Here is a 6,468-nt window from a genome sequence, read left to right on the forward strand (position 1 = left end):
GGCTGATTTATTTGCACCTACCTGCTTACTCAAACCGAAAAGTTTCTGTAATTAATTTAGCCTGAACACTTTCACCGAGAGATTCGAGCAAGGGTTGAGCTATCTTAATCTCCTCCTGCGGTTGAATGGGAAGGATAATACTGACAGCAACCCAAGAGGCGCGGCGGTTCCAGAGTCTAGCAATACTATCTTCCCAAAACCAGCGGCTGGTTGCTGGAGAACCCCCGTTAGGCCAAGCGTACCACTGCACGACAGCAAAAGTTTGTTGGCGAGTCCAGCTTCGGAAAAACCTCGCCTCGACATTAGGCGGTGGCTGGCCGGGTATTGGTGCCAATTTAACTGTAAACCTCAAAGTGCGATGAGAATCGGTTTGCCACCGGTGAAATCCATCGATATCTAGCCATTCGACTTGGGGCTGGTTTTTGGGGTAATTTTGAGGCAACAGCAATAAAATGGCAATTGTTTTATCTTTTTTAATTTCTTGAACTAACCATCTGTGAGCGCCAATTTGGACGTTATTCTGAACGGCTATAACTTGCCACCCAGGAATTTTTATCCCGTTTTGGCGCACACTTCTTAATTGCTTGAGGTTGGCAAGGGTTGGTGGGTTTGTCCAAGGCCATCTTCCCGTCGCGTAGCCGGGAATTGCTACTGCCCCAACTAATACCAGCAAAAACACCAGCACCATAATTTTAGATAATTGATACCGCCGCAGTAGTTTCTGTGCTGAAATCATCTGTTTCATTAATTGCCAGAATGACTTGGGAAATACTTGTCCATCCCGTTGAGGACAAGTACCAATAACCCTAGTATACAAGCAGAATATAAATCTCCGCCCCATCCGGCGTGTAGCCAAGTAAAAAGCGCCTCTCTGCCGGTTCCGTGAAAGTAAGTTAGTAAAGTATTGCGAAAAATGTTGGAAGTGATGCTAATAATGGATGTAATCACCAAAAACAAAAGACTTTTTTTGCGAGAGTTCCAAACTCCCGTCCAATCCAGTAGAATTAAGCTGACGTAAAGACTGGTAAACAGCATTTTTAAGCCTGCACAGTGGGGAGCAACTTCTACAATGCGCTGGTTTACGTACAGATAAATTTCTTCCACTCTCACGTTGATACCAACCTTAATTAATATCCAGCCTGATGCTTCAGCAATGAATTGCTGTAAGGGCAAGGCGTAGGGTTCTATAAGGTAAGGAATGTGGTTCGGCGAGGCAAGAAATACGAATAAAAGTGGCATCGCCTGCAATTGCAAGCCGGGAATTCCTTTTAAAGATAAGCAAATGCTGGCCAGCATTACGGGCAGGGATAAATTTACTAAATCGCTCAAGCGACTCACATAAAAAAGCGTGGCTAGTACCAGCAAAAAGCCTCCCAAAGGATGCGGTGAGTTGGGCAAGCTGCGCCAGCACTTTCGGTTCATCCAAGCAGTATAAGCTGCGTAGGGCAAACCAATTAGTCCGTGGCTGAAATATTCGTGTTCGAGGCTGATGCTTTTGTTGAGCCAGCCGTCGTACCAGTGTACTAGCAGGGGGGCGTACAGCAGCACTAGGAGCACCGTGATACCTTCCGCCAGGAAGTATCGCTTGAAAACAATGCGAATTCTGCGCTGGATGTGCATGGTTTGAGAAGTTTTAAGATTGCCGCGCTGGATTCGCAACGCTTTGGGGTTTTTAACTGTCAGTTAAAGATTTGTTAATTCCCCACAAAAACGCTTTGAGAACCGCACCCTACTGCTGGAAACACCTGCAGCATAAGTTTTATGAACAATTAGCAATTCAATGATAGTACGATCGCCCGAACAACTTGCTCGATCTGAGTATTGCTCAATCCGGGATACATTGGCAATGATAAAATTTGTTCGCACAGGGTTTCTGCGTGGGGGAAGTCGCCCCGATTGCCTAAGTTTTGGTAGGCGGGTTGCAGGTGACAAGGTACGGGATAGTGTATACCTGTTTGAATGCCGTGTTGGGCGAGTTTTTCCTGAAGGGTGTTGCGGTCGATCGAGCTTTCCTCAGTAATTTGGATAACATAGAGGTGATAAATGTGACCGCTGCTGCTGTGGTTGGCGATCGGTACAATGCCTTTATGTTTCAATGGTGCTAGTAGAGTATTGTAGTGTTGAGCAGCGTCGGTGCGATCACGATTCCATTTTTCTAAGTAAGGCAATTTAACATTGAGCACGGCGGCTTGCAAATTGTCGAGGCGGCTGTTGGTACCGATTTCTGTGTGCAAATATTTGCTGGGTGCTCCGTAATTACGGAGAGTTCGCATTTTTTCTGCGAGCTCTGCATCGTTAGTAATTAACATCCCGCCGTCGCCAAAAGAACCGAGGTTTTTGCTGGGATAAAAGCTGAATGCTGCTGCTTTCCCAATGGAACCCGCGCGGTATCCTTCTCTTTGGGCTAAGTGTGCTTGGGCCGCATCTTCAAATATGATTAAATCGTGGCGGTTTGCAAAATCTAAAAGCTGCCCAGGCGATACCATTTGACCGTAGAGGTGTACGGGGATAATTGCTTTAGTTTTCGAGGTAACTGCTGTTTCGGCGGCTGTGAGGTCAATCAGGGCGGTTTCCGGGTCGCAATCTACAAGAATAGGTATAGCTTTGGCTTGGAGGACGGCGATGACGGTGGCGATAAAAGTGTTCGCGGGTATGATAATTTCGTCGCCCGGATTAATGCCGCAAGCTTGGAGTCCCAGAGCGATCGCATCTGTTCCACAAGCCACTCCTACGCCGTATTTTACTCCAGAAGCTGCTGCAAATGCTATTTCAAATTCCGCGAGGGCTTGGCCTAAAATAAAATCTCCTTGCTCGATAATTTTTCCAATTGTTTCTGTTATTTGAGATTGGATTGGTTGGTGTTGCAGGGAGAGATTTACAAAAGGAACTTTGGGCTGACTGTTACTCATAAACCATCAGGAAGTAATTATTTATCTTAACATTGAATTGCAGATAGATTTTAAAATATTTTAACCGCAGAGGGCGCAGAGATCGCAGAGAAAAAGAGGAAGAGAGGAGACAGCAAATCGCACTTTTCTGGAGCTGTCAATTAAATCAAACTTTTTCGGTAATATAGAATTAGATAATTTTCCAGCCATCAAACTTATGGAATACACAAAACTAGGCGACAGCGACTTATCTGTATCGGAAATCTGTTTGGGTACGATGACTTACGGCCAGCAGAACACCGTTGAAGAAGCCGCCCAACAGCTTGATTTTGCGATCGATAGAGGAATCAACTTTATCGATACGGCAGAAATGTATCCTGTCCCTGGAAAGGCGGAAACTCAGGGAAAAACAGAGGAATATATTGGCGAATGGTTGACGAAAAAGCAGCGGGATAAAGTCATTATAGCGACTAAAGTAGCGGGGAGAAGCACTCGATTAAAGTGGATTCGGGAAGGTAAAAATCAGATCGATCGCCCAAATGTCGAAAAAGCCCTGAATGACAGCCTGAAGCGCTTGCAAACTGACTACATCGACCTCTATCAGATCCACTGGCCAGACCGCTACGTCCCGCTATTTGGCGCGCCGGATTACGACATCGCCCAAGAGCACGAAACAGTACCGATTTTGGAACAGTTAGAGGTATTTGCTGACTTAATTAAAGCTGGGAAAATCCGCTATTTGGGTTTGAGTAACGAGACGCCTTGGGGAGTTTGCGAGTTTTGCACGTTGGCTGAAAAACACGGCTTGCCGAAGGTTGTTTCGATTCAGAATGCTTTCAGTTTGAGCAATCGGACATTTCACTTGAATTTAGCCGAAACTTGCCGTTTTAAGAATGTGGGATTGCTGGCTTATAGTCCTTTGGGATTTGGGCTGTTAACCGGGAAATACTTGAATGGAATTCCCGAAAATTCTAGGTTGGCTTTATTTGCGGGATTTGGTCAGCGTTACGATAAAACTAATCTGAATGATGCGGTGAAAGCGTATGTTGAGATTGCGGGTAAAAATGGGATAAGTCCGGCGCAGATGGCTTTGGCGTATGTGCGATCGCGCTGGTTTGTAACTAGCACTATTATCGGTGCAACCAGCCTCGGACAGTTGGAGGAAAATGTCGGTAGTTTGGAGGTGAATTTGGATCGGGAGATTATAGCGGAAATCAATGCGGTGCACGCTAAGTATCCGAATCCGACACCGTAAGTTTATTACTCCCTCTATCGGCGGTTGAAACCGCTACTACACAAACAAAGTCCGCCTTCGCGGACTAAGAAATAGAGGCAAAATTTACCGCGAATTTGGTATTAGTAGGTTGGGTAGAGGTCACGAAACGAAACCCAACTTATTAAGTTTTTATATTGTTTAGGATGAACAGCGATGAATAGCAGTCAAAAATTTAATTTTAAATTATCCGAGCGTTTCTTAGAAAACTACGCAGATCCTCCTGAAGATCCATTGGGAGAGCTTTCTCATTTTGAAATGGGATGGCGATGTTTCTGTTTTGAATACAACCATAAAGTTTTCATAGAAATAGGTGAGGCTCAAAAAGAGGTATTTTTAGATCCAGATATCTGTATGATGATTGACAATTACTTTCCCAAGGAAATTGCGAAGCTATCGCAAGGTAAACCAATAGAAATAGACTTTGGTGAGAGTTGGTTCACTATTATGTTGGTACCGATCGACAATAAGATTAACTGCACTTGGATCAAGTTTGGGACTTCGTGCTGGGAAAAGCAGTTTGAGTTCGATCGCACTCACGTATTAGATGTGCTGAGAGGTTTTCTTCAGGAAGTGATGCAGCTAGCTGTAGATAAGGGTTACATCACGTTGGAAGAGAAGGACGAGTTTATTAGTCCGGCTTTTGCTAGCAGTACGGATGCTGCGGTATTGAGCAAGTAGTTTGTTTTGGTGGTGTGAAGGGCGATCGCACCTAACACTTAATTTATCTTTTAGCCATTTATATATAACTTTTATATTTAATTTAGTAAAGTGTTAAGGACGATCGCACCTAACTCTTAATTTATCTTACGAATATTTTAACCGCAGATGATGTACGGGCGCCCTGCCCGTACCACGGTTTAGCTTGTTTGCATTTTACTCTTCTTCTGAGTCCTCAACTTTAGACTCTTTGGCTTTCTGCCGAATCTGCTTGAGTTCTTCTTTTGGCTTCCAGTTGCTTTTGGAAGTTAGTCTGTACACGTCAGTACGTCCCCTACGCTGTTCCTTCTGTATTAAACCCGCATCACATAGAGTTTTTAGGGCATATTGGGCTTTTCTGACGCTCATGTGGCATATTTCTGCTGTTTTCTTCAGTTTAGCAAAACACTCACCGTGGAGTTTTCCTCCTGTCCTGCGAACAACATGGGCATAGAGCCGGAACTCGTAGGGGTCTAGACCATACTCGTCCAGGTCGGAATGGACAAGCGGCAGGGGTGAGTCATTTTTGGGATTCTTATCCGTGGGCTGGGGGGGCTGTTTAGGCAAGTCATCCCCCAAAAAAATATTATCGATTAGCAACTCATCCCAGTCTTCCCCGTCATCTTGGTGATTTTTTTCGATCGACATATGTTTTATGTGCATGAGCGAATGTGCATCAAGTGCATATGTTAACATATGCACTTGATGTCTAGGTAATATGCACTTGATGCGTAAGTTAGGTTATATATTTAGAAGGTTATTTTTTTAAGTATCTAAAAGGTATATCATTTATAAGGTAATACACTTCCGGTCGTGCATTTATTTTTGCGACAGACTCCTGCACGCTAATCTTGCCAATTGATCTCAAAGGTGTTACAGTTTTAAAATAGAAAACAAAACGCCCTCAAACTGCCAGGTCGGAGGACGCTCTAATGTTTTCTATTTTTCGTAATATCGAATCCTAGAGTGGCTGCGCTCGTATGCATCAGGCCACTGTAAAGATTCTGCTCTTTTTTACAGACTTAGAACAATGATACCACAAAATCACCCGCGATCGCTACTAGAAAAGGTACTCGATCATCCTCATGGCTTTGAGATACTCCGTATGGTTTTGGAGTTACTCCGTATGGTTTCTGAGCTTGCTCCAAATGTTCAAGCACAGAAACCGCACACAATAGATGACTTGAATTCGGAAAAGCTTGAACTGATTGCCAAAGCCCAAGGGGTAGTCAAAGTCAGGGGCATACTTAACCCGCCAGACTTTGACCGCCTGAGTAATTACGAAATTTACAAATTCATAGCTAAGTTTGGACAAGCTCAATAGCTATGTAACCTTTCTGATGATTAGCACTCAGACAAAAACTTATCTGATCGCGAATCAGCCCAAACGCTAGGAATCTGGTAAAAAGTACGATCGCCCTTCCCATCCAAAAAATAGGAAAATGGTAAAAGGCGATCGCACTTCACCTAAATGCTTAATACGATCGCACTTTTTCCTGTTTTTCCTGCAAAAACTCTGCAAAGTCGCAGACCTGACGGGGTGACAACCCCGTCAAAAGCCCCACCAGTGGCGGATTTGCCCAACGTGAGGTAAAAAAAGATGGGGTC

7 protein-coding genes are annotated in these 6,468 nt (G+C 44.3%); 3 read left to right on the plus strand and 4 right to left on the minus strand.

Annotated elements, in window-relative coordinates; all coding sequences use genetic code 11:
- Window positions 1–25: 25 nt before the first annotated feature.
- The 3 genes from QUA24_RS23545 to QUA24_RS23555 all read right to left on the minus strand — a co-directional run bounded on the left by QUA24_RS23545 (window position 26) and on the right by QUA24_RS23555 (window position 2,909).
- Window positions 26–745 carry a cyanoexosortase B system-associated protein gene (locus QUA24_RS23545; protein ID WP_333232498.1) on the minus strand — a complete coding sequence of 240 codons (720 nt, stop codon included), beginning with the start codon at window positions 743–745 and terminating at the stop codon, window positions 26–28.
- Entirely contained in the window at window positions 745–1,620 is an 876-nt protein-coding gene (gene crtB / locus QUA24_RS23550; RefSeq protein ID WP_333232512.1) for a cyanoexosortase B, read from the minus strand. The genes QUA24_RS23545 and crtB overlap by 1 nt, the downstream gene beginning before the upstream one ends.
- A gap of 149 nt (window positions 1,621–1,769) precedes the next feature.
- Window positions 1,770–2,909: a DegT/DnrJ/EryC1/StrS family aminotransferase gene (locus tag QUA24_RS23555; RefSeq protein ID WP_333232500.1), complete on the minus strand. Its 1,140-nt coding sequence runs from the start codon at window positions 2,907–2,909 to the stop codon at window positions 1,770–1,772.
- 196 nt (window positions 2,910–3,105) lie between these two features.
- Here QUA24_RS23555 and QUA24_RS23560 point away from each other — a divergent pair, with 196 nt between their 5' ends.
- On the plus strand, window positions 3,106–4,143 hold the full coding sequence (locus tag QUA24_RS23560; protein ID WP_333232502.1) for an NADP(H)-dependent aldo-keto reductase: 1,038 nt from the start codon (window positions 3,106–3,108) through the stop codon (window positions 4,141–4,143).
- A 174-nt stretch (window positions 4,144–4,317) separates the two neighbouring features.
- A complete protein-coding gene (locus tag QUA24_RS23565) occupies window positions 4,318–4,842 on the plus strand; it encodes a hypothetical protein (RefSeq protein WP_333232504.1) in 525 nt (174 codons plus the stop codon).
- Between the two features lie 195 nt (window positions 4,843–5,037).
- Here the strand turns inward: QUA24_RS23565 and QUA24_RS23570 are convergent, their stop codons facing one another.
- Window positions 5,038–5,556, minus strand: a complete 519-nt coding sequence (locus QUA24_RS23570) for a helix-turn-helix domain-containing protein (protein ID WP_333232506.1) — start codon at window positions 5,554–5,556, stop codon at window positions 5,038–5,040.
- 334 nt (window positions 5,557–5,890) lie between these two features.
- Between QUA24_RS23570 and QUA24_RS23575 the strand changes: the two genes are divergently transcribed.
- Complete coding sequence (locus QUA24_RS23575; RefSeq protein WP_333232508.1) at window positions 5,891–6,184, plus strand: hypothetical protein; 294 nt, start codon at window positions 5,891–5,893, stop codon at window positions 6,182–6,184.
- The last annotated feature ends 284 nt before the right edge of the window (window positions 6,185–6,468 follow it).

The organism is Microcoleus sp. Pol12B5 (assembly GCF_036701335.1).
Taxonomy (GTDB): domain Bacteria; phylum Cyanobacteriota; class Cyanobacteriia; order Cyanobacteriales; family Microcoleaceae; genus Microcoleus.